This is a genomic window from Achromobacter anxifer (assembly GCF_903652925.1).
Classification (GTDB): Bacteria; Pseudomonadota; Gammaproteobacteria; order Burkholderiales; family Burkholderiaceae_B; genus Achromobacter; species Achromobacter anxifer.
The window spans coordinates 767921-789821 of sequence record NZ_CAHLAR010000001.1 but is presented as its reverse complement, the minus strand read 5'-3'; the positions used below and the strand labels follow the sequence as shown (position 1 = coordinate 789821).

16 protein-coding genes and 2 riboswitches are annotated in these 21901 nt (G+C 68.1%); of the genes, 3 read left to right on the top strand and 13 right to left on the bottom strand.

Features of this window, described 5'->3' with window-relative positions:
- Nucleotides 1–93: 93 nt before the first annotated feature.
- The 8 genes from gcvP to HWY37_RS03550 form a co-directional block, all read right to left on the bottom strand.
- Nucleotides 94–2967 carry an aminomethyl-transferring glycine dehydrogenase gene (gene gcvP / locus HWY37_RS03585; RefSeq protein WP_176087877.1) on the bottom strand — a complete coding sequence of 958 codons (2874 nt, stop codon included), beginning with the start codon at nucleotides 2965–2967 and terminating at the stop codon, nucleotides 94–96.
- Nucleotides 2968–3069: 102 nt separating this feature from the next.
- Nucleotides 3070–3447, bottom strand: a complete 378-nt coding sequence (gcvH, locus tag HWY37_RS03580; protein ID WP_042795177.1) for a glycine cleavage system protein GcvH — start codon at nucleotides 3445–3447, stop codon at nucleotides 3070–3072.
- Between the two features lie 98 nt (nucleotides 3448–3545).
- On the bottom strand, nucleotides 3546–4646 hold the full coding sequence (gene gcvT, locus HWY37_RS03575; RefSeq protein ID WP_176087876.1) for a glycine cleavage system aminomethyltransferase GcvT: 1101 nt from the start codon (nucleotides 4644–4646) through the stop codon (nucleotides 3546–3548).
- Nucleotides 4647–4732: 86 nt separating this feature from the next.
- Nucleotides 4733–4855: riboswitch (glycine riboswitch) on the bottom strand.
- A gap of 33 nt (nucleotides 4856–4888) precedes the next feature.
- Nucleotides 4889–4984, bottom strand: a riboswitch (glycine riboswitch).
- 89 nt (nucleotides 4985–5073) lie between these two features.
- Nucleotides 5074–5967, bottom strand: a complete 894-nt coding sequence (locus HWY37_RS03570) for a ZIP family metal transporter (RefSeq protein ID WP_175207358.1) — start codon at nucleotides 5965–5967, stop codon at nucleotides 5074–5076.
- Nucleotides 5968–5996: 29 nt separating this feature from the next.
- Complete coding sequence (locus HWY37_RS03565) at nucleotides 5997–6611, bottom strand: superoxide dismutase (RefSeq protein WP_176087875.1); 615 nt, start codon at nucleotides 6609–6611, stop codon at nucleotides 5997–5999.
- Nucleotides 6612–6779: 168 nt separating this feature from the next.
- Entirely contained in the window at nucleotides 6780–7982 is a 1203-nt protein-coding gene (locus HWY37_RS03560) for a BaiN/RdsA family NAD(P)/FAD-dependent oxidoreductase (RefSeq protein WP_176087874.1), read from the bottom strand.
- Nucleotides 7982–10243, bottom strand: coding sequence for an arginine/lysine/ornithine decarboxylase (locus HWY37_RS03555; RefSeq protein WP_175207361.1), 2262 nt, complete (start codon nucleotides 10241–10243; stop codon nucleotides 7982–7984). Before HWY37_RS03555 ends, HWY37_RS03560 begins: the two co-directional genes overlap by 1 nt.
- Before the next feature lie 265 nt (nucleotides 10244–10508).
- Entirely contained in the window at nucleotides 10509–10961 is a 453-nt protein-coding gene (locus HWY37_RS03550; RefSeq protein ID WP_176088055.1) for a hypothetical protein, read from the bottom strand.
- Between the two features lie 111 nt (nucleotides 10962–11072).
- On the opposite strand from HWY37_RS03550, the gene HWY37_RS03545 reads away from it, so the two are divergent.
- A complete protein-coding gene (locus tag HWY37_RS03545) occupies nucleotides 11073–11591 on the top strand; it encodes a GNAT family N-acetyltransferase (RefSeq protein ID WP_175207362.1) in 519 nt (172 codons plus the stop codon).
- A gap of 7 nt (nucleotides 11592–11598) precedes the next feature.
- Here the strand turns inward: HWY37_RS03545 and HWY37_RS03540 are convergent, their stop codons facing one another.
- Complete coding sequence (locus HWY37_RS03540; RefSeq protein ID WP_176087873.1) at nucleotides 11599–12840, bottom strand: GGDEF domain-containing protein; 1242 nt, start codon at nucleotides 12838–12840, stop codon at nucleotides 11599–11601.
- A gap of 182 nt (nucleotides 12841–13022) precedes the next feature.
- Here HWY37_RS03540 and HWY37_RS03535 point away from each other — a divergent pair, with 182 nt between their 5' ends.
- Nucleotides 13023–13874 (top strand): GNAT family N-acetyltransferase, encoded by an 852-nt coding sequence (locus HWY37_RS03535; RefSeq protein WP_175207364.1) that lies wholly within the window; start codon nucleotides 13023–13025, stop codon nucleotides 13872–13874.
- Between the two features lie 4 nt (nucleotides 13875–13878).
- Here HWY37_RS03535 and dcd read toward each other — a convergent pair whose 3' ends face one another.
- The 4 genes from dcd to apbC all read right to left on the bottom strand — a co-directional run bounded on the left by dcd (nucleotide 13879) and on the right by apbC (nucleotide 21403).
- Nucleotides 13879–14442: a dCTP deaminase gene (gene dcd, locus HWY37_RS03530; RefSeq protein WP_041654363.1), complete on the bottom strand. Its 564-nt coding sequence runs from the start codon at nucleotides 14440–14442 to the stop codon at nucleotides 13879–13881.
- 98 nt (nucleotides 14443–14540) lie between these two features.
- On the bottom strand, nucleotides 14541–18419 hold the full coding sequence (locus tag HWY37_RS03525; protein ID WP_425485002.1) for a translocation/assembly module TamB domain-containing protein: 3879 nt from the start codon (nucleotides 18417–18419) through the stop codon (nucleotides 14541–14543).
- Complete coding sequence (locus HWY37_RS03520; protein WP_175207366.1) at nucleotides 18416–20311, bottom strand: autotransporter assembly complex protein TamA; 1896 nt, start codon at nucleotides 20309–20311, stop codon at nucleotides 18416–18418. Before HWY37_RS03520 ends, HWY37_RS03525 begins: the two co-directional genes overlap by 4 nt.
- A gap of 3 nt (nucleotides 20312–20314) precedes the next feature.
- Nucleotides 20315–21403, bottom strand: a complete 1089-nt coding sequence (gene apbC, locus HWY37_RS03515) for an iron-sulfur cluster carrier protein ApbC (protein WP_175207367.1) — start codon at nucleotides 21401–21403, stop codon at nucleotides 20315–20317.
- Nucleotides 21404–21504: 101 nt separating this feature from the next.
- Between apbC and HWY37_RS03510 the strand changes: the two genes are divergently transcribed.
- Nucleotides 21505–21780 (top strand): hypothetical protein, encoded by a 276-nt coding sequence (locus HWY37_RS03510; RefSeq protein WP_008166740.1) that lies wholly within the window; start codon nucleotides 21505–21507, stop codon nucleotides 21778–21780.
- Nucleotides 21781–21901 lie beyond the last annotated feature (121 nt).

Below are 21901 nucleotides of genomic sequence, written 5' to 3'. Positions count from 1 at the left end.
GCTCCGGCGCGCAAGACAAAAAAATCCCCCATCGTGCAGATGGGGGATTTTTTTTGCCCTGGCCCGGCTTGCGCCGGGCCTTGCCGCAAGCGCTCAGGCGTAGGCTTCGATCGGCAGGCAGGCACACACCAGGTTGCGGTCGCCGTAGGCGTTGTCCACGCGGGCAACCGGCGGCCAGTACTTGGCGTCGCGCAGCGAAGCCACCGGATAGGCGGCCTGCTGACGCGGGTAGTCGTGCAGCCATTCCTCGGCCAGCAACATCTGCGCGGTGTGCGGCGCGTTCTTCAGGACATTGTCCTCGGCATCGCGTTCGCCGCGCTCGACCTGGGCGATTTCCTCGCGGATCGAGATCATCGCGTCAATGAAGCGGTCCAGTTCGGCGACGCCTTCCGACTCGGTCGGTTCGACCATCAGCGTGCCAGCCACCGGGAAGCTCATGGTGGGCGCATGGAAGCCGTAGTCCATCAGGCGCTTGGCGATGTCTTCGGCGCTGATGCCGCTGGTTTCCTTGAGCGGACGCACGTCGAGGATGCACTCGTGCGCCACGCGGCCATTGCGGCCCGCGTACAGGACCGGATAGTGGTCGCGCAGGCGGGTGGCGATGTAGTTGGCGTTCAGGATCGCGACTTCGGTGGCACGGCGCAGGCCGTCGGCGCCCATCAGCGAGATGTACACGAACGGAATCGGCAGGATGCCGGCGGAGCCGAACGGCGCGGCCGACACGGGGCCGACCTTGGCGTCGCCGGGCAGCTTGCCCTGCTCGTTCACCACGCCCGGCAGGTACGGCGCCAGGTGCGCGCGCACCGCCACGGGGCCCACGCCCGGGCCGCCGCCGCCGTGCGGAATGCAGAAGGTCTTGTGCAGGTTCAGGTGGGACACGTCCGAACCGAACTTGCCCGGCTGGGCCACGCCCACCATCGCGTTCATGTTGGCGCCGTCCAGGTAGACCTGGCCGCCGGCCTGGTGCACCAGATCGCAGATCTCGGTGACGGCTTCCTCGAACACGCCGTGGGTGGACGGGTACGTGATCATCAGGGCGGCCAGCTTGTCGCCCACCTGTTCGATCTTGGCGCGCAGGTCGGCCAGGTCGACGTTGCCGTTGGCATCGGACGCCACCACCACCACGTCCATGCCGGCCAGTTGCGCCGAGGCCGGGTTGGTGCCGTGCGCCGACGACGGGATCAGGCAGATGTTGCGCTGATGCTGGCCGTTGGCCTGGTGGTAGCCGCGGATGGCCAACAGGCCGGCGTACTCGCCCTGCGCGCCCGAGTTGGGCTGCAGGCTGATATTGTCGTAGCCGGTGATTTCGCACAGCGCAGCCGACAGGCGGTCGATCAGCTCGTTGTAGCCCTGGCTTTGCGCGGCGGGCGCGAACGGGTGGATCAGCGCGAACTCGGGCCAGGTGATGGGGATCATCTCGGCGGTCGCGTTGAGCTTCATGGTGCACGAGCCCAGCGGGATCATGGTGCGGTCCAGCGCCAGGTCCTTGTCGGCCAGCTTGCGCAGGTAGCGCAGCATGTCGGTTTCGGACTGCACGCTGGAGAACACCGGATGCGTCAGGATGGCGCTTTCGCGCGCCACGCCGGCGGGAATGCCGCCGGCGGCGGCCGCGTCCAGCGCGTCGATGTCGAGCTCGACGTCGTCGCGTTCCAGGCCGGCGGCGAAGACGTTGACCAGCGCCTGCAGGTCAGCGGCGGTGACGGTCTCGTCCAGCGACACCGCCAGGCGGGCGCCGTCGACGCGGCGCAGGTTGATGTGCGCGCAATCGGCGGCGGTCAGGATGGCGGGCGTGGCCGCGCCGGTTTCCAGCAGCAGCGTGTCGAAGAAGGTGTCGTTGACGACCTTCACGCCCAGCTTGACCAGCTCGGCGCGCAGGATCGCGGTGGCGCGCTGCACGCGCTCGGCGATGCGGCGGATGCCAGCCGGGCCGTGCCACACCGCGTACATGCCGGCCATCACGGCCAGCAGCACTTGCGCGGTGCAGATGTTGGAAGTGGCTTTTTCGCGGCGGATGTGCTGTTCGCGCGTCTGCAGCGCCAGGCGCATGGCCGGGTTGCCCTGCGCGTCCTTGGACACGCCGACCAGGCGGCCGGCCATGTTGCGCTTGAAGGCGTCCTTGCAGGCCATGAAGCCGGCATGCGGGCCGCCGAAGCCGAACGGCACGCCGAAGCGCTGGGCCGAACCGATGGCGATGTCCGCGCCCCATTCGCCGGGCGCGGCCAGCAGTGCCAGCGCCAGCAGATCGGTGGCGACGGCCACGATGGCGCCTTGCGCATGCGCGGCCTCGGCCAGCTTGCGGTAGTCGGCCACGGAGCCGGTGCTGTGCGGGTACTGCAGTAGCACGCCGAAGCACTCGGGCAGGCCTTCGGCCTCGTCGCCGATGGTGATTTCGATGTCCAGGCCTTCGGCGCGCATGCGCACGACTTCGATGGTCTGGGGATGCACGTGGCGCGAGATGAAGAACACCGGGCTCTTCGACTTGGCGCTGCGGCGCGCCAGCGTCATGGCTTCGGCGGCGGCGGTGCTTTCATCCAGCAGCGAGGCGTTGGAGATGTCCAACCCGGTCAGGTCGGCGACCATGGTCTGGTAGTTCAGCAGGGCTTCGAGACGGCCCTGCGAGATCTCGGGCTGGTAGGGCGTGTAGGCCGTGTACCAAGCGGGATTCTCAAGAATGTTGCGCAACACCACGTTGGGCGTCTGCGTGCCGTAGTACCCCTGGCCGATGTAGCTGCGGTAGACCTTGTTGCGGCCGGCGATCTGCTTCAGCTCGGCCAGCACGTCGGTTTCGCTGCGCGAGGCGGGCAGCGCCAGCGGGGCCTGGCTGCGGATCTTGGGCGGCACGACTTCTTCGATCAAGGCGTCCAGGCTGGCGCTGCCGATGACGGCGAGCATGGCGGCCTGGTCGGCGTCGGAAGGGCCGATGTGGCGGGGAATGAAGTCGGTATGGGTGTCTAGGGCGCGCGACATGGAGGATCTCGGGATAGCGGGTGTCGTCGGGGGACGGACGGTAATGCATCTTGCGGAACGGACGCGGGGCTTGCGGCGCCGCGTCCGTTCCGGCCAGGCGGCTTAGCCGTTGGCGACGGCTTCGTAGCCGGCGGCGTCGAGCAGCTTGTCGGCGTCGGCGGCGTTGACCGGCTTGATCTTGAAGATCCAGGCGGTGAAGGCCGATTCGTTGATCAGGTTGGGGTTGTTTTCCAGCTCTTCGTTGAACGCGACGATCTCGCCGGCCACGGGCGCGTAGATGTCGGAGGCGGCCTTGACCGACTCGACCACGCCAGCGGTTTCACCGGCGTTCAGCTTGGCGCCGACCTTCACGTCGCCAACGAAGACCAGGTCGCCCAATTGGTCCTGGGCGGTGTCGGTGATGCCGACGACGAACACGTCGCCTTCGGCTTTGACCCATTCATGGGACTCGGTGTACTTGCGATCGGTGGGCAGACTCATGGGAACTCCTGAGGGAATGCGGGTAGATGAATGGTGTTGCGCGCCTCGCGCGGGCGGCCGTCGCCCCAGGGGCCGGCGGCTCGCGCGAAGCTTCGAGTTTACGAGTGTTCGACCGCTTTGCCGTTACGGACGAACGGCAATTTGCAGGCCAGGGCGGGCACCCATTTGCCACGGATGTCGACCTCGACCGTGTCGCCCGGCTTCACGCCTTGCGGCAGGCGGGCAAAGCCGATGGACACGCCGAGCGTGGGCGACATGGTGCCGCTGGTGAGCTCGCCCGTGCCTTCCTTGGTGCGCACGGCCATGTGCGCGCGCATGACGCCGCGCTCTTGCAGCTTCAGGCCGATGAAGGTGGCCGGGGTGGCGAATTGTTCCAGCGCGTCGCGGCCGATGAAGCGGCGCTCGGCGTTCTTCAGGGAAACGGTCCAGGTCAGGCCGGCCTGGTCGGGCTGCGTCAGCTCGTCCATGTCCTGGCCGTAGAGATTCATGCCGGCTTCCAGGCGCAGCGTGTCGCGCGCGCCCAGGCCGCAGGGACGCACGCCCTGGGCGACCAGGTCGCGCCACAGCTGCACGACCTCGGCGGCGGGCAGCACGATTTCAAAACCGTCTTCGCCGGTGTAACCGGTGCGGGCCACCAGGGTCTCGTCGCCCACGCGGGCGGCGACGAAGGGAGTCAGCGGTTCGCTGGCGGCCTGCCATGCCGGGCGCGCGGCCCAGACCTTGGCGCGGGCGTTGGGGCCCTGCACGGCGACCATGGCCAGGTCGCGGCGCGGCGTGACGGCCACGTCGAACCGGCCGGCCTGCTTGACGCGCTGCATCCAGGCGATGTCCTTGTCGGCCGTGCCGGCATTGACCACGACGCGCCATTCGTCGACGGCGAAGAAATAGATGATCAGGTCGTCGATCACGCCGCCTTGCGGATTCAGCATGCAGCTGTACAGCGCCTTGCCGGGCACGGTCAGCTTGGCCACGTCGTTGGCGACCAGGCGCTGCAGGAACGCGTAGGCGTCCGGACCAGTCACGTCGACGTTCAGCATGTGCGACACGTCGAACATGCCGGCGTCCTGGCGCACGGCATGGTGCTCTTCGAGCTGCGAACCGTAGGCCAGGGGCATGTCCCAGCCGCCGAAGTCGACCATTCGGGCGCCAGAGGCGATGTGTTCTTCGGCCAGCGGGGTGCGTTTGAGGGTTGCGGACATGCGCGGAAACTCCGGGGCGGCAATGTTGCCAGGGTTACGGAATGCCGTTGGCGCCAAGCGGGCTGCGCTTGCACAACGGCTGAATCTTCCGCCCCTCTGTCCTTTTGCCTGAGAGTTGCCCCGCGTGGCGGGTTTGCACCTTCGGCGCCTGGGCTGCTCGCTGTGTCCCTAGATCAGGGGCGGCGCCAGGTCTCTCCAGAGTGCTGTTTTGCCGCGTCCGCACGGTGAAAACCGGGACAGGGCAAGCATGGGCGGTATGGGTTACCTGAGCGATTCCGGGCGAATTGCGCCTTCGGCGGCGGCCGGACGTACAGGCCGCTCTCTCCCGCAACATGCGTGACAGCGGCGAAAGCATACAACGAAAGCCGCAGCCAGGGAATGCCCGCCAACCCGCGCCCTGCCCCGGACGTATCCGCCGGACAGGGCGCTAGCCCAGCGCCGTGTCCAGCAGCATCATCAGCACGAAACCCAGCATCAGGCCGCAAGTGGCATAGACCTCGTGCCCCTTGCGGTGCGATTCCGGAATGATCTCGTGGCTGATGACGAACAGCATGGCGCCCGCGGCAAAGCCCAGCCCCCACGGCAGCAGAGGTTCCGACCAGCCCACCACGGCCGCGCCCAGTACGGCGCCCAGGGGCTCAACCAGGCCGGACAGCATGCCCAGGGCCACGGCGAAGGCGCGCCGGTAGCCGGCGGCCAACAGCGCAACCGCCACCACCAGCCCCTCCGGAATATCCTGGATCGCGATGCCGGTGGCCAGGGCGGTGCCGCGCAGCGGATCGTTGCCCGCGTAGCCCACGCCGATGGCCAGACCCTCGGGCAGGTTGTGCAGGGTGATGGCGAAGACGAACAGCCAGGTGCGGCGCAAGCGGTGCGCCTCGATGCCTTCCCTGCCCTTGATGAAATGCTCGTGCGGCAAGGTGCGGTCCATGAGGAGCAGCACGGCCGCCCCCAGCAGGACGGCGGCGCCCACCGTCAGCCCCGCCCCCCAGGGGCCGTAGCCCAGGTCGCGGCCCGCGGCGATGCCCGGCGCCACCAGCGAAAACGCGCTGGCCGCCAGCATCACGCCGGCGCCGAAGCCGAACATGCTGTCCTGCACTTTCTGGGGGATGGTCCGCGCGAACAGGATGGGCAAGGTGCCCAGCGCGGTGGCGCCGGCGGCGACCAGCCCGCCCAGAAGGGCATCCCCCACGTGCGGCGCGCGCACGTCCAGATAGGCCCATAGCTGGTGCAGGCCCAGGCAGGCCACCATGACGGCCAGCGTCCAAACGCTGATGCTGGTGGCCGCTGGCCGCACGCGATGACGGCTGAAGGTATTCATTGCCGCAGCCCTCCTTGCGAAAGACGCGCTCAGCGCTTGGCCGCCGCGTAGCGGCGCGCCACTTCAGGCCAGTTCACGACGTTGTAGAAGGCGCCGATGTATTCGGGCCTGCGGTTCTGGTACTTCAAGTAGTAGGCGTGTTCCCACACGTCCAGGCCCAGGATGGGCGTATTGCCGTGCATCAGCGGGCTGTCCTGGTTGGCGCTGCTTTCCACCGTCAGCTTGCCGGCAGGCGTGACCGAGAGCCAGGCCCAGCCGCTGCCGAAACGGGTCAGCGCGGCCTTGGTGAAGGCGTCGCGGAAGGCCGCCATTCCGCCCAGGTCGGATTCAATGGCCGCGGCCAGTTCGCCGTCCGGCTCGCCGCCGCCCTCGGGCGACATGACCTGCCAGAACAGGCTGTGGTTGGCGTGGCCGCCGCCGTGGTTGCGCACCGCGCCGCGTACGGCCTCGGGCAACTGCTCCAGCCGAGCCACCAGGGACTCCACCGGCTCGCCGGTGGCGATGCCCGCCCCTTCCAGCGCCGCGTTCAGGCTGTTTACGTAGGCCTGGTGGTGCTTGCTGTGGTGGATCTCCATCGTCATCGCGTCGATGTGAGGCTCCAGCGCGTCATAGGCGTATGGCAGGGACGGAAGGGTATAGGCCATGCATGTCTCCGTGGGGGCCCTTGCCAGTCTGGGCTCGGGCCTATCTCGAAAACGTAAATGATATTTATTTTTATTTAAGATGACAATGGCGCTGTTCCAATCCAGACCATAGCGCCGGCCTATCGGCGCCATGGTCTTACGGGATTACAGCGGGAATTACTGCGGAAACTACAGCGCCTTGCCGCAGGCGACGCCCGACGCCCAGGCCCACTGGAAGTTGTAGCCGCCCAGCCAGCCCGTGACGTCCACCGCTTCGCCGATGAAGTACAGGCCTGCGGTGGTCTTGGCCTGCATGGACTTCTGGTCCAGGCCGCGCGTGTCCACGCCGCCGCGCATCACCTCGGCCTTCTTGTAGCCGGCGGTGCCGCTGGGCACCAGGGTCCACTGATGGATGTCCTGCGCCAGCGCGCGCAAGGTCTTGTCCGGCGCATCCGCCAAGCGCAGCGACGCCAGCCCGGGCTTGCCGCCCTGCTCCGCCAGATGCAGCCAGCGGTCGGCCAGGCGCTTGGGCCACAAGCCCGCCAGCACCGTGTGCAGCTGTTGCCGGTTGCCGGACTTGGACGCCAGCAGTTCCTCCGCCAGGTCGCGGCCCGGCGCCAAGTCCACCACGATGGGCTCGCCCGGTTTCCAGAAGCTGGATATCTGCAGGATGGCCGGGCCGGACAGGCCGCGATGCGTGAACAGCAGGTCTTCCAGGAATTCGCCGCGGGCCTTGCCCTGCCCCGTGTGCAGATTGACCTCCAGCGCCACGCCGGACAGTTCGGACAAGGATTGCCACTGCGCGGCATCGAAGGTCAGCGGCACCAGGGCGGGCCGGGGTTCGACCACCTTCAGTCCGAACTGGCGTGCGATTTTCAAACCGAAGTCGGTCGCGCCCAGCTGCGGAATCGCCATGCCGCCGGTGGCCACGACCAGTTTGGCGGCGCGGATCGGCCCCTGGCTGGTGCGCAGCTCGAAGCCCTGCTCGCCGTGGCCGATCTCGGCCACCGAACAGCCCATGCGCCACTGCACGCCGCCTGCGTCGCACTCTGCGCGCAGCAGCTCGATGATGGACTCGCTGGAATCGTCGCAGAACAGCTGGCCGCGATGCTTCTCGTGCCAGGAGACATGGTGGCGCTTGAGCAGCGCCAGGAAATCCTGCGGCGTGTAGCCCGCCAATGCCGAGCGGCAGAAATGCGGGTTGTCGGAGAGGAAGTTGGCGGGGCCGGCGCCGATATTGGTGAAATTGCAGCGGCCGCCGCCGGAAATGCGGATCTTCTCCGCCAGGCGCTCGGCGTGGTCGACCAGCACCACGCGCAAGCCGCGCTGGCCGGCGACCGCGGCACACATCATGCCAGCGGCGCCAGCGCCGAGTACTGCTACATCGAACATCAGTCTTCGATCAGGCAGTCGACGTAGTAGCGCTTTTCGCCGTCCGGACCCACTTCGTCGGCCAGGCCGTGGATGTAGGTCTCGAAGCCCGGGAAGCGCTGGTTGAACTCGCGCGCGAACTGCAGGTACTGGACGATGGTGCGGTTGAAGCGCTCGCCCGGAATCAGCAGGGGGATGCCCGGCGGATACGGCGTCAGCAGCACGCCGGTGACGCGGCCTTCCAGCTTGTCGATGTCGACGCGCTCGACCTCGCGGTGCGCCATGCGCGCGAAGGCGTCGGACGGCTTCAACGCCGGCACCATGTCGCTCAGGTACATCTCGGTGGTCAGGCGGGCCACGTCGCGCTCGCGGTAGGCTTCGTGGATCTGCTGGCACAGGTCACGCAGGCCCATGCGCTCGTAGCGGCGATGGTCGCGGCAGAATTCCGGCAGGATGCGCCACAGCGGCTGGTTGCGGTCGTAGTCGTCCTTGAACTGCTGCAACGCGGTCAGCAGCGTGTTCCAGCGGCCCTTGGTGATGCCGATGGTGAACAGGATGAAGAACGAATACAGGCCGGTCTTCTCGACCACCACGCCGTGTTCGGTCAGGTACTTCGAGACCAGCGCGGCGGGAATGCCGGTTTCGCCGAAGCTGCCCGACATGTCCAGGCCCGGGGTGATGATGGTGGCCTTGATCGGGTCCAGCATGTTGAAGCCTTCGGCCATTTCGCCGAAGCCATGCCAGTGGTCGTTGGATTCCAGGATCCATTCGTCGCGGTTGCCGATGCCTTCGGAAACCAGGCGGTTGGGGCCCCAGACCTTGAACCACCAGTCGTTCTTGCCGAACTCGGACTCCACCTTGCGCATGGCGCGGCGGAAGTCCAGGGCTTCGCGGATGCTTTCCTCGACCAGCGCGGTGCCTCCCGGCGGCTCCATCATGGCGGCGGCCACGTCGCAGGACGCGATGATCGCGTATTGGGGCGAGGTGGACGTGTGCATCAGATAAGCTTCGTTGAAGACGTTGCGGTCCAGCTTGCGGGTCTCGGACTCCTGCACGATGATCTGCGAAGCCTGCGAAATGCCGGCCAGCAGCTTGTGCGTGGAGTGGGTCGCGAACACCATCGCGTCCTGGCTGCGCGGGCGGTCCACGCCGATGGCGTGCATGTCCTGGTAGTACTCGTGGAACGAGGCGTGCGGCAGCCAGGCTTCGTCGAAGTGCAGCGTGTCGACGTAGCTGCCCAGCTGCTTCTTGATCATTTCCACGTTGTAGATGACGCCGTCATAGGTGCTCTGCGTCAGCGTCAGGATGCGCGGATTCTTGTTCACCGCTTCGCGCGCGAAGGGGTTGGCCTCGATCTTCTTGCGGATGTTGTCCGGGTGGAACTCTTCCAGCGGGATCGGACCGATGATGCCCAGGTGGTTGCGCGTGGGGCGCAGGAACACCGGGATCGCGCCCGTCATCGTGATGGCGTGCAGGATCGACTTATGGCAGTTGCGGTCCACCACCACCACGTCGCCCGCGGCCACGTTGGCATGCCACACCACCTTGTTCGAGGTGGAGGTGCCGTTGGTCACGAAGAAGCAGTGGTCGGCGTGGAAGATGCGCGCGGCGTTGAGCTCGGATTCGGCCACCGGGCCGGTATGGTCCAGCAGTTGGCCCAGTTCGTCGACGGCGTTGCAGACGTCGGCGCGCAGCATGTTCTCGCCGAAGAACTGGTGGAACATCTGGCCCACCGGGCTCTTCAGGAACGCCACGCCGCCCGAGTGCCCGGGGCAGTGCCAGGAGTACGAACCGTCCTGCGCATACTTGACCAGTTCGCGGAAGAACGGCGGCGGCAGGCTGTCGACGTAGCTGCGGGCTTCACGGATGATGTGGCGCGCCACGAATTCGGGGGTGTCCTCGAACATGTGGATGAAGCCGTGCAGCTCGCGCAGGATGTCGTTCGGGATGTGCTCGGAAGTGCGCGTCTCGCCGTACAGATAGATGGGGATGTCGGCGTTGCGGAAGCGCAGCTCGCCGATGAAGGCGCGCAGGTTCTTGATGGCGCTGGCCACGTCTTCCGGCGAATCCACGTCGAACTCTTCGTCGTCGATCGACAGGATGAAGGCGCTGGCCCGGCTCTGCTGCTGGGCGAACGAGCTCAGGTCGCCGTAACTGGTCACCCCGATCACCTCGACGCCCTCGGCCTCGATCGCCGCGGACAGGGCGCGGATACCCAGACCGGACGCGTTCTCGGAACGGTAGTCTTCGTCGATGATGAAAATGGGGAAGCGGAATTTCATGCAGGCGCTCCTGGGGGCAAGGCGGGATCGGACGCTGATCGCGGCGCGAGTGTACTTCTAGTAAAAATCCGCCTGATGACAGACGGCGCGAGCACCCGCCAGGGGGGGCGGGAATGGCGGAATTGTAGGGCTGTTTTTCTTACAGTCCTAAGGGAAATCCCCAGAAGGTCCGGACGGCCGTTGTCAGGGCGCCAAAACGGACGCTTTCAGCACAGAGGCCCGGACCCGGAGGGGGAGCAAATCGCGTGCCCGGCGAGGCCGGATCCTAGCGGATGGTGCAGGGTTCGCCCGCCTGCAACGCCGCCGTGAACTGCTCGAAATAGGGCGGGATCGCCTCGGCGGCGCCGTAGCGGATGCGCCTTTCGATCTTGGCGATCGCGCCGAAGCAGACCTCGGTTCCGGGTTCGCCGCAGACCAGCACCACCGGATCCTCGTCGTCGCAGACTTCGTACAGGCCGCCATGCGCGCGGCGTCCGACCTCGTAGAGGTAGGCGGCGGCGCCGACCGTCTGCATGGGAGTGAGAGGCAAGGTCCCGAGATGGGCGGCCTCCAGGGCTTCGTCCAGCGCATGGACGCTGGACGGGGTGTAGTCCAGCACGGCGCCGGTCGGACCGGCGGCCTGGACAAAGTCCTGCGCGGCATCCGCCACGCGCGCCACGAACTCTTCCTGGACTTCGTCGCGCTTGGCGTCCTGGTTTATCTTGAGGAAACCGAACATCATTGGCTCCTTTGTGAAAACCGCAAGCGGCGTTGGAACCATTATAGGCAGCGCGTCCCCCTATACTGCCCAAACTGCATCCAAACGTTCCCTATTCCCAACACTTGCTCCATGCCTGCCGCCATAGTCCGACGCCTTGTTCCCTCAGATGCCGCGCCGTTGCGCCAGCTGCGCCTGGACGCGCTGGTGGAAACCCCGGAATCATTCGGATCGAGTTACGAAGAGGAACACACGCTGACATTGGAGGACATCCGCGAATGGATCCAGCCTTCTGACGATAGCGCGATGTTCGGCGCATTCTGCGGGGAAGTCCTGGCCGGCATCGTCGGCGTGGGCCGGCAACGCAGGCTGAAGATGCGCCACAAGGCGCACATCTGGAGCATGTATGTCGCTCCCGCGCAGCGCGGCCAGGGGCTGGCCCGGCAGCTGATGCAGGCGGCGATCGACCACGCCGCGGGCATGCGCGGCATCCGCCAGGTGCAATTGAGCGTGACGGCCGACAACCAGGCGGCGACGTCGCTGTATCTCAGCCTGGGATTCACGGAGTACGGACGCGAGCTCGAAGCGCTGTGCGTGAACGGCAAGTACTACGACGAGGCGCTGATGGCGCTGCCGCTGGAGGGCAGATAGCGGCGCCTCAGGCTGCGCCGGTCCGCCGCCGCGTGCCGTAGGACCGCACCTGGTTGCGGCCGCCGTCCTTGGCCTGGTACAGCGCCTGGTCCGCAGCCTTGATCACCGCTTCCGGCGCGCGCAGCGCATCGTTGCGCTCGGCCACGCCAATACTGACGGTTACGCGCAGCGGCCGCGCATTGCGCGCATCGCGCCCGCCGCGGCGGCGCTGCCCGATCTGGTCCGCCTTGGGACGCGCGGGCTTGTCGCGCAAGCGCATCTGGTAGGCCTCGATCGAGCGCCTGACGCTCTCCAGGTGCGGAATGCTTTCCGCCGCCGTCTTGCCCGGGAACACCAGCGTGAATTCCTCGCCGCCGTAGCGGTAGGCCCGCCCACCGCCCGGCACGCGGCGCAACTGGGCCGCCACCATGCGCAGCACCTGATCGCCCACGTCGTGGCCGTGGGTATCGTTGAACGCCTTGAAGTGGTCGACGTCGGCCATCGCCAGCGTGTAGACGCGGCCCATGCGCTGCAGCCGTTCGTTCAGCGCGCGCCGGCCCGGCAAGCCGGTCAGCTCGTCGCGAAAGGCCATGTGGAAGCCTTCATGCGCCAGCGAAATGCACAGCGCGGTCAGCGCCGCGGTGGACATCAGCGCCAATTCGACGGGATGCTCCGCCCCGCGCGGCAGGGCCCAGGCCATGCAGACAAAGCCCAGCCACTGACCCGCCTGCTGCGGGCGCCCATAACGCAGGAGCAGCAGCGTCAGGGTCAGGCCGGTGGCCAGCAGCGCGATCAGCCCTTCGATGGGCACGCTCAGGTGCGCCAGCCGGCCTTGCACGGACAGTATGCCGACCAGGTCGGTCATGCCTTCCTTGCCGCTCAGCGCAATCGCCGCCGCGCCGGCGGCGATCATGCCTATGCGGGCGGCCAGGTCCAGCAGCATGCTGGATCGTTCGGACCACAGGGCGTTGATGGTGTAGGCCAGCGACCACCACGCCAGCGCCGGGCCGACAGCCCAGGGCGCTTCCCGGGCCAGGGCCGGCCAGGCCGCGGTGGCGGCCAGCACGCTAAGCATCAGCACCATGGTCTGCGCGCGCTGGTACATCAGGCAGACCGCGACGCCGATCAGCGCCATCACCCAGGGCACGAAGGGCACGATCTGCGTCAGGGCCGGCGGCCATTCCCGCCACAACAGCAGGCCCACCGCGGCCGCCACGGGCAGCGCGGGATAGAACAACAGGGGCAGCCAAGGGATATGGGGGTAACGCACGGATCGGGGCTTTTTCACGCTTGCGGAAATGACGTCGCCAAATCGGCAAACACATGTACTGTCTTTTACGGACGCGGCGGCGGGGTTCTTTAGCGCATTCGCCAGTAACACCGGGCGCGGCGGCCATGCTATTTTTTTTGCCTCTACGTGTTTTACGCCCCTACTCAGCAGACGGACTCCCAATGCGCATCCTGGTCAACATCGACGTGCCCGATCTCGAACACGCCATCGACTTCTATCACCGCGCTTTCGGCCTGACGCTGCGACGCCGGCTGGGTCCCAAGGCCGCCGAGATGCTGGGCGCCGAGGCCCCCATCTACCTGCTGGAAAAAGCCGCCGGCACGCCTGCCGCAGGCGCCGCGCGCCAGCCGCGCGACTATGCGCGGCACTGGACGCCGGTGCATCTGGACGTGGTGGTGGAGGACGCCGACCGCGCGGTCGAACAGGCGGTCGCGGCGGGCGCGCGGCTGGAGGATCCCGCCGTCTCGCACGCCTGGGGCCGCATCGCGCACCTGAGCGACCCCTATGGCCACGGCATCTGCATCCTGCAGTTCCTGGGACGGGGCTACGAAGAGCTGTCCGCGCCACAGCTGCAATACGCCCCCGTTTCGGAAGCGGATTTCGAGGACCTGCTGGCGCTGCGCATCGAAGCCATGCGCGAGAGCCTGGAGCGCCTGGGGCGCTTCGATCCGCAGCGCGCGCGCTCGCGCCTGCGCAGCACCTTCCGGCCGGAACAGACCTGGTCCATCGAGCAGGACGGGCAACGGATAGGCTTTTACGCGCTGCGCCCGGAGGGCGACGGCTTGCGCCTGGATCACCTGTACATCCGTCCCGCTGCGCAGGGCGCGGGACTGGGCGGCCAGGTCATGCGGATGATCCTGCAGGAGGCGGACCGCCAGGGCCTGCCGGTGCGCCTGGGCGCCCTGCGCGGCAGCGATTCGAACCGCTTCTACCGCCGCCACGGATTCGTCCAGACCGGCGAAAGCGAATGGGACATCGACTACCTGCGCCCCGCACCGCCGCCGGCGGACTGAGACTTCAGGTGCGCGGCAGCGTCACGCCGCGCTGGCCCTGGTACTTGCCGCCACGGTCGCGGTAAGAGGTTTCGCAGACTTCGTCGCTTTCCAGGAACAGCATCTGCGCGCAGCCTTCGCCCGCGTAGATCTTTGCCGGCAGCGGCGTGGTGTTCGAGAATTCCAGCGTCACGTGGCCTTCCCATTCGGGTTCCAGCGGCGTGACGTTGACGATGATGCCGCAGCGCGCGTACGTGCTCTTGCCCAGGCAGACGGTCAGGACGCTGCGCGGAATGCGGAAGTACTCGACCGTGCGGGCCAGCGCGAAGGAATTGGGCGGGATGATGCAGACGTCGCCCTTGAAGTCCACGAACGAGCCTTCGTCGAAATTCTTGGGGTCGACGATGGTGGAATTGATGTTCGTGAAGATCTTGAATTCATCGGCGCAGCGCACGTCGTAACCGTAGCTGCTGGTGCCGTAGCTGACGATGCGCCCGCCATTGGCTGTGCGGACCTGCCCTGCTTCGAAGGGTTCGATCATGCCGGCTTCGGCCTGGCGGCGGATCCAGCGGTCGCTCTTGATGCTCATGGTGGGAATGGTGCTAGGGAATGGAATGGACGCCATTTTATCCCGAGCGCGGTCGCCCCGCCGGCGCGCCGGGCGGAACGGCTCCGCCCGGCTTGGCCTCAGTTCCCCCAGAAGGTCCGGTAGACCAGCGCGATGCCGTTGACCGCCCCGCCCTTCAGGTCCACCGACAGGCCGCGCGCCAGCCGGTAGCTGGCCCGGCCCACGGTGTCGCTGCCCGCCAGCGCCTGTTCGACGCTCAGGGTGATGCCGTTGGCGAAGGTCTTGCTCGCCACCAGGAATTGCGTGGCCAACTGGCTGTCGCTATCCCGGTTGACGTCGCCGGCCACCGTGCGGTCCGGCAGGATGCTGCCGGAGCTGCCGATGTTGCCCGTCTTGATGCTGACGTCGTCCAGCCCGAATTGCTTGTAGAACGGCTGGCCGCCGCCCAGCAGCGCCGTGCCCACCGACATCAGCAGCGCGGCGTCGCCGCCGCTTTCGTCCGGCCCCCGCCCCAGCAACAGCCAGGACAGCTTTTCCACGTCGCTGACGTCCGGATAGGACACCAGGTCGATGCGCGGCCGTTGCGCCGTGCCGACCACCTTCACGCCCGCCTCGACCTGTTCGCCCGTGCGCAGGGCCTCGATATCCAGCAGCGGGTTGTCCAGGCGCCCTTGGAAGGTCAGCGTGCCGCGGCTCAGCCGCAGCTTCTGGCCGTAGGCCTCGATGCCGCCGCCGCGGGTGCGCAGCGCGCCCACGCCGGTCAGCCGCCCGTCGTTCAGCATGATCTGGATGGAGCCCAGCAGGCCGGCGTCCAGCCCCATGCCGGTGATGTAGAAGCGCGGCCCCATGTCGAACTTCAGGTTCATGCTGGTCTGTAGCGGCGTGGACACAGTGCCCGGGTCGTCGCCGGGCCGGCGCACCTTGACGTCGTCGTCCAGCGACGGCACGCCCTGCAGGATCTCCAGGCTGAACCAGCCCGCGTCCGCCTTCAGGTCACCCACGATGTCGATGCGCGGCATGGCGGCCTTCAGGTCGATGACGCCCGACACCATGGCATAGCGGTCCGAGCGCTGCAGCGCCGGGAAGCGGTACAGGGTCAGCTTGATGTCGCCGCCGCCGTCGATGAAATTCCACTGTCCCTTGGCCTCGGCGTAGCCGCCCTTGGCCTCGGGATTGGTGGTGATCCATTCCTTGGTGCGCCACTCGGCGGGCATCACCCGCAGCGAAGCCGGGAAACGCAGGCTGTCCAGCACCAGCCGGTCGCCGTCCAGGCGCGCGGCCAGGGTGCCGTCGATCAGGCGCACGCCGTCGTCGATGCGCACCACGCGCAGCTTGTCGCCGCGGATGTTGCCGCTGGCAGACCATTTGCCAGCCAGCGTGCCTTGCGCTTCCAGATTGGCCTTGACCGTGCCGCCGACCTCCATCGAATCGCCCACGAACAGGCCGACCCAGGCCAGGTCGGCGATGTCGGCGTCCAGCTTGGCGCGCAGCGGCTGGCGCGGGTCCAGCCCCATGCCTCCCTTGGCGTCCACCAGCAGCACCGCACTGCCGGTGCCGTTGATGAGGCCCATCTTGTCGGTCGCCAGGTTCACCTTGGCGTCCAGTCGGCTGGCGTTGGCGGCAGTCGGCGTGGCGGTCAGGTCCAGCACCAGCGCCTTCAGGCCCAGCGGAATCGGCGGGTCGCCAGGAATCAGCAGATCGCCTTCGCGGCGCGCGATGCGCGCGCGGCCGGCCAGCCGGCCGTCGAATTTCAGGTCCCACAGCACGTCCAGCGCGATGCGGCGCTGGCCTTCGGGAATCATGGCGTTCACGCGGGCGGGCCGCTTGCCCAGTTTGGCCGCGGCCTCGGGATCGACCGCGCCTATCACCTGGCGGGCCATGGCGGCCGTGATCACCAGGTTGTCGGCCTGGCCCGCGGTTTCCCAGCGCTTGCCGCCCCCCCGTGAACCCCGGTGCGCCAGGATCACGCGCTCCTTGCCGGGCAGGGTCAGGCTCAGGGCGGTCTGCCCCACCTGCCATTGCCATTGGGGCTCCACGGCGCCAGGCAGGAAGGCCAAGGTGACCGGCCGGTCCGCCGCCACGGTGAAGCCCGCCGTATCGGCCGTCAGCCGGGAGAAAGTGCCGCGCCATCCCGTCAGGGCCGCGTCTGGCGTGCCGGCCGGCCCCTTGCCCCAGGAGCCGGCGAAAGCGATGTTGGCCTTGGCGGGAGCCTCTCCCAGCACGCCGGGGCGCGGCTTGGCCGGCGTGTAGCCGGCCGCCAGTTCGCCGCGGTGCCCGGCCAGCGTGCCGGTCAACTTGCCCTTGAGTTCCGCGCCGCCGGGAATGCCCGGCCAGAACGCGTCCAACTGAGGCGCCTGGGCATCCAGCGACAGCGCGCCGTCCTTGGCGTCCAGCTCGCCCGTGGCCTGGATCCGGTTGCGGCCCAGCTTCAGGTCCACCGCCAGGCCGTGGATGCGCAGCCCGGCCAAGGGATCGGTCTCGGGCTCGGCCGCGCCCGGAGCGGCGGGGGTTGAAGCGGCGGAGGTCGAAGCAGCGGAGGCTGAAGCGGCGGAGGCTGGAGCCGCTGAGGCCGGAGCGGCCACGGCCGAAGCAGCGCCCGAGGGCGTAGCGGCAGCTGACGTCGCGGAATCGGCCTGCGCGGCATTTCCCACCGCCGCGATATCCACCTGGGCCTTGAGCGAGCCCGTCAGCGGCTGCTTGTTCCAGCGCGTGCCTTCCTCGAAGCGCAGGTCGACCGCGGCATGGCGCAGCTGGCTCAGGTTCTCGATATCGGCCTGCACGTCGCCACGCACCGTCAGCACGGCGGGCGGAATGTCCCTGCCCAGCCAGGGCGCCAGGTCCAGGCGCTGGGCGCTTACCGTGCCGGAGATGCGGTCGCGGCCGGTGCCTTGCGCGCCATCGGATTGCAGGTCGAGCTGGGCGGACAGGGTCGATTTGTCCGGCAATTGGGCCTGCGCCCGGGCGCTGCGCAGGACCAGCGCCGTGCGCGGTGCCAGGTCGGCGCTCAGATCCAACCGCATGCCGGAGCCCTCGCCGTCCAGCTTGGCCTGGATCCCGTCCAGGGAACCGGCGGCGTCCGCGCGCAGCACCACCTGGCACGCGGGCCGGGGCGGCTCGGGCGGTAGCGCCGGCTCGGCATCCTTGGCGTTGGGGTCGCGCTTGGGATCGGCCTTGGCGGCAAGCTTGGGGTCGGCCTTGGGATTTCCCTTGGCGTCGCCCTTCGGATCAGCCTTGGCATCGGCCTTCGCGCCGGCCTTAGGATCCGCCTTCTTGCCGCCGCCCTGCTGCGCATCGAACACGCCGCTGAGCTTGTCGGCCTCGCACAGCGGCGAATCCGGGCCGGCGCCCTGGGCGGTCACGTCCAGGCGCGCGGTGAACGGCCAGGGATCGGCCATGCCCTGCAGTTCGGCCTGGCCGGACACATCCGCCTGCCCCACTTCATGCCCGACGCGCAGGCTGGCAATGCGCAGCTGCGCGCCCTGCTTGCCGGCGGCGAAGGTTGCGTCCAGGTTGCCCAAGGTCACGGGCAGAGGCTGGCCGTCCTGCTCCAGCTGGAAATCACCCAGCGCCACCTTGTCCACGGCGATGTCCACCGGCAGCTCGGGCAGCGAGAACGGCTCGCCGCTGTCTTCGGCTGGCACGGTCTCGGGCGTCGAGGTCAGCCCGACGTGCACCGTCCCCGCCGACACCTCGCGCACGTGCAGCAGGCGGTCGCCCAGGGCGCGCCAATGCACGTCCAGGCGCAGATCGGTGACGTCGATGCGGGTTCCGCCCACGTCCAGGTCCAGCTTGCCCACCGAAACGCCGCGCAGCAGCGAACCCTGCACGTCAAGCGCCTGGCCGTTCAGTTGCTGGGCGGCCGTGGTCAGCAGCAGCCGCGTGCCGTTCTGCGAACCCACCAGCCAGAACAGGAAGCCGCCAGCCAGCACCGCCAGCATGGCCAATCCGGGCAACCACCACACCAGCACCTGGCGCAGGAATTTGCGCAAGCCCTTCAAAACGCGATCCCCAAGGAAAAATGCAGGCGCAGATCGCGTTCGCGCTGGCCGTAGGCGAGGTCCAGGAACAGCGGGCCGGCGGGGGTGCGCACGCGCGCGCCGACGCCGTAGCCCACGGCCATCGACATGTCGCCGAACGACTGCGCCGCATCGCCCGCGTCCACGAACACGCCCATGCCCCAGCGCTCATTGAAATAGTGGTCGTATTCGATGCTGCCGACCAGCAGCGTGGGCGCGCCCACCACGGCGTCGTTCTGCTGCACGCCTATGCTCTGGTACTTGTAGCCCCGGATCGAGCGCGCGCCGCCCGTGCGGAAACCGAAATCGTCCGGCACCCGCACCTTGCTGTTTGACCACACCCGGCCGACCTCGCCGCGCACGGTCAGGACGTCCAGCTTGCCGATGGGCCACCATTTCTGGGCCCGCAGCCGCGCGCGGGTATAGGGTTCGCCGGTATCCAGCGTCACGCCCACGCCGCCGCCCACCGCGATCAGGTTGCCCTCGCGCGGGTCGTATTTGTTGTCCACGTCGCGCCGCAGCCATTCGGCCGTCGCGGTCAGGGTCGGCAGCGTGTACTCGTCGCCGCCGTCGATCTTCACGTGGTCCTGCGCCAGCAGCAGGCCCCAGCGGGTTTCGTATTCGACCCGGCTGTCGCCCGCGCCCTTGCGCTCCTGCAGGCGCGTCGCGCCCAGGGCGTAACGCGTCACCTCCAGGCCCTGGATGTCGGAATGGTCGTACAGGGCGCCGAAGGAATCCTTGTAGCCGCGCTCGTTCGGCGGCAGCAGGAAATCGGCGTAGACGCGCTGCTGCAGGCGGTCCACGCTGAAGCCGGTTTCCAGGGTCAGCGGCTGGCCGAACACCACGTTCTGCCGGTACAGCGACTCCAGGCGCACGCCAGCCTCGTCGTCCACGCCGATCGAACCCGTGAAGCGCTTGGGCGGGGCTTCGACCACCCGCACCTGCACGGGCAAGGTCACCTCGCCATTGGAGTCATAGACGGGAGGCGGAGGCGGCATGGCGCCGGACACGGAGGGGTCGCCCGCCGGCGTCGATGCCGCCAGGTCGGTCGATCCCGGCGCCCGCGCGCGGTCGGCGTTGGGCGCCGGCGTCTGCTGCTGCGCGCCGCCGGGCTGCTCCAGCGACACGAACGCGCCACGGAAGAAGGCGGTGGATTGCAGGTCCTGCTGCCAGGTGTCCAGCCGGTTCTGGTCATACGCGGCGCCCGGCGAATAGCGCACGTAGCGCTCGACCAGTTTCTCGGGCACCCGCTTGAGGCCTTCGGTGTTGAGTTCGCCCATGCGCACCTGGGGGCCGCTGTCTATGGTGACGCGCAGCGCGGCAGTGGCCGAATCGGCCTCGATCTCGGCCTGCGAGGCCGTCATGCGCGCCAGCATGAAGTCGCGCGAGGAAATCTCGTCCAGCAGGTTGGCCTTGGCCTTGTTCCAGTCGGCGTTGATGAAGGGCTGGCCCGTCTTGAGCAGCCAGTCGTCGCGCAGCTTCTGTACCCGTGGAGCGAACTCGGGCCGGGTGATGCGGCCGGTGAAATTCAGGTCCACCGACGTGACGGTGGTGCGCTTGCCGGAAACGATGCTGATGTCCCAGGTCTCGCCGCCGATATCGGTGCCGGCTTCGAGCTTCACCGTGGGTGAAAAATAGCCCTGGGTCGCCAGGGCCGCCAGCGTCGCGTCGCGCGCGCGCCGGCGCAGGCGGTTGATTTCACCGCCGTCCTGGTCCTCGGCCAGCCGCGCGATCGCGTCGACGGCCTCGGTGATCGCCTGCAATGCCGCCGGCGGCACGCCGCCGGGGTCCACGATGATTTCCGGACGCTTGGCCATGGCCTCGCCCGTCATCACAAAAAGTCCTGCCAAGAAGGCGCGGGCTGCCCACCGCATGCGTCAGGTCGGCTGCTGCACGACGATGGACGGGAATTTTCCGGCCATGTCGCGGGGAAGCGCCGCAATGCCCGCCGCCAGCTTGCGCGCGATGCCGCGGTACAGGCCCGCGGCTTCGCTGCCCGGATCCGACACCACGGTCGGCGAACCGGCGTCGGTCTGTTCGCGGATCGCCAGGGTCAGCGGCAGGCTGCCCAGCCAGGGCGTGTGGTATTGCTCGGCCATGCGCTGCCCGCCGCCCTCGCCGAAGATGTGCTCGGCGTGCCCGCATTGCGAGCAGATGTGGATCGCCATGTTCTCGACCACGCCCAGGATCGGCACGTCGACCTTCTGGAACATGCGCAAGCCCTTGCGCGCGTCCAGCAGCGCCACGTCCTGCGGCGTGGTGACGATGACGGCGCCCACCACCGGCACCTTCTGCGCCAGCGTCAGGGCCACGTCGCCGGTGCCCGGGGGCATGTCGACGATCAGGTAATCGAGGTCGCGCCAGTTGGTCTGACGCAGCAGTTGCTCCAGGGCCTGCGTCACCATGGGGCCGCGCCAGATGGCGGGCGAATCGGCGTCGATCAGGAAACCGATGGAGTTGGCCTGCAGGCCGTGGCCCGTGAGGGGCTCCATGCTCTTGTTGTCCAGGCTTTCGGGACGGCCCGAAATGCCCAGCATGGTCGGCACGCTGGGGCCGTAGATGTCCGCGTCCAGCACGCCCACCTTGGCGCCCTCGGCCGCCAGGGCCAGGGCCAGGTTGACGGCGGTGGTGCTTTTGCCCACGCCGCCCTTGCCGGAGGCCACTGCAATAATGTTGCGCACGTTGGGCAGCGGCTTCAGGCCCTTCTGCACCGCATGGGCGGCGACCTTCCAGGTCACGTCGACCTGGGCGCCGGCGATGCCGGCGGCGGCCAATGCCGCCACGGCGATGTCCCGGACCTGCGCGCGCGCGGCGTCCGCGGGATAGCCCAGTTCCAGCGACAGCGCCACGCGGCCGCCGTCCAGCTTGATGTCACGATCTTTTACAGAAACACCCAAATCCATACCGGTATTCGGGTCCTGCGCGGCGCGCAGCGCGGCGCGAATTTGTTCTATCGTTATACTCATGTCACTATGGTTCCGTAGGCAGCGCGGCTTCTGCGGGCCGCCATCCCCTAAAGGATAGCGGATAGCCGGGAACCTTTCGCTGCGTTTTGCATCCGATCCTCATGACCAACACACTTATCCGCTTCTTTCGTGCCGTCCTATTCGCCGCCCTGGCCCTGATCGGCATGGCGATGGCGCTGGTGTTCATGCTTTCCACGGCGATCGCCGTGGCGATCCTGTACGTGGTCGCCAAAGTGCGCGGCAAGCCTTTCGGCGTGCGCGCCTATTGGAGCCAGCGCCAAGGCGCCCGCCCGGGACCGTTCCAGTCCGCCTCCGCGCCCTTCGCCACGCAGCCGCGCGGCGATGTGATCGACGTCGAAGCCCGCGAGATCCGCTGACGGCATGCCGCCATGCCCGCGCCTGCCGGCGCGGGCGGGCCATGGGCCGCTGCATCCGCGGGCCTGAACCCCCGGACCGCCGCCTCCGCGCCCTTTCCGGCGCCCTGACTGGCGCCCACTA